Source organism: Nocardia spongicola (assembly GCF_047200775.1).
Taxonomy (GTDB): Bacteria; Actinomycetota; Actinomycetes; order Mycobacteriales; family Mycobacteriaceae; genus Nocardia.
The window spans coordinates 1-1,328 of the sequence record NZ_JBJZOO010000044.1; the positions used below are offsets into that span (position 1 = coordinate 1).

Genomic DNA, 1,328 nt, shown 5'->3' on the forward strand with positions numbered 1-1,328 from the left:
AACCGGAAATAGCTCCAGGACAAGCCGCCGAACTCATGTGTCGGTCTACCCCGTGAACGGGGGGATGAACTCGCAGGGCACCGGACGTGGATGCGCGGGATCGAGCGCATTGAGTACATAGGCGGCAGCCCGTGGACTGCCCCCTAGAGCCGCGTGCTCGGAGTAGTCCGTCGGACAGCCGTCCTGCACCACGATGTTGGTCACGCCCGGCCCGGGAACCAGCCCCGAGGTATACGGAACAACCAGTTCGTCCAGTGCGGTCGCGATATTGGTGTATGCCACGTCCGGGTGGTAGATACCATCGGCGTTCAGCTCGCGCAGGAAATCCGAGCCCTGCCCAACTTGCGGACAGGCCTGGCACTCCCCGAAAAGCCCGTCGAACGCCGCTTTCAGGCCCAGTTGCGTGCTGTACACGCCCAGCTCTCCCAGTCCGAGGAGGTTCGAACCGAGCCACAGTGGAGCCAAGCCGACGAACTTGTCCACCTTCGCCGCGCCGCCGAGCCGCTTGATGAAGTAATTACCGTAGACATTGCCCTGGGAGTGGGCGACGATATCGACCCTGGCAGCCCCGGTCGCGGCCAAGACCCGATCCACGAAGTCACCGAGCTGCGCGGCGCTCTGCTCGATCGGAAGCATTCCACCCATCGCCGAATTCGGCCATGGCGAGCCGACGTAGTTACCGAAGGTTCCCGCGTACACGCAGTACCCCTCATTGGCAAGCAACGGCACGTACACACCCCAGTTGGTCTGCTTGTTCGCGGCCGTTCCGTGCGCAAGCACCACCGGATTCGGATGCGCGGAACTCGGACGGCAGGACCAGTCATTGGAACCAGGCAACGAACCACCCGGATTCGTCAGCTCGGCCGGGACACCGACGAACAAGTTGTAGACAACCGGATACGGCTGCGCATGCGCCGAGCTCGCCGCAATGGCAGACATCGCGGCAAGCAGCACGACGAACAAGGAAAAGCCTGAGACACGCCGCACGACAGCCTCCCAAACCAGAAATAGCTCCAGGACACTCGGCCAAGGCTGAAATCAGCTCTGGAATGTTATCGCACAGAACCCCTCGGAAAGGCCGATTCCATGGGGCTGAGAACGAAGCGCGTCTTACTTCGACGTTGCGCCAGGAAGGTCGGCGCGGAGAGCATGGCACCCACGATATTCCAATAGAGTCAGGATGATTCGAAGTCGACCTACACCGCCTGAGAACCCGGCGAGCCCATGAATCCGGCTACCCCGTGAACGGCGGGATGAACTCGCAGGGCACCGGACGTGGATGCGCGGGATCGAGCGCATTGAGCACATAAGCGGCAGCCCGTGGACTC

1 protein-coding gene is annotated in these 1,328 nt (G+C 62.3%); it reads right to left on the minus strand.

Annotation, left to right across the window (positions count from 1 at the left end):
- Positions 1–45: 45 nt before the first annotated feature.
- A complete protein-coding gene (locus ACL02S_RS24095; protein WP_412804782.1) occupies positions 46–987 on the minus strand; it encodes an esterase/lipase family protein in 942 nt (313 codons plus the stop codon).
- Positions 988–1,328 lie beyond the last annotated feature (341 nt).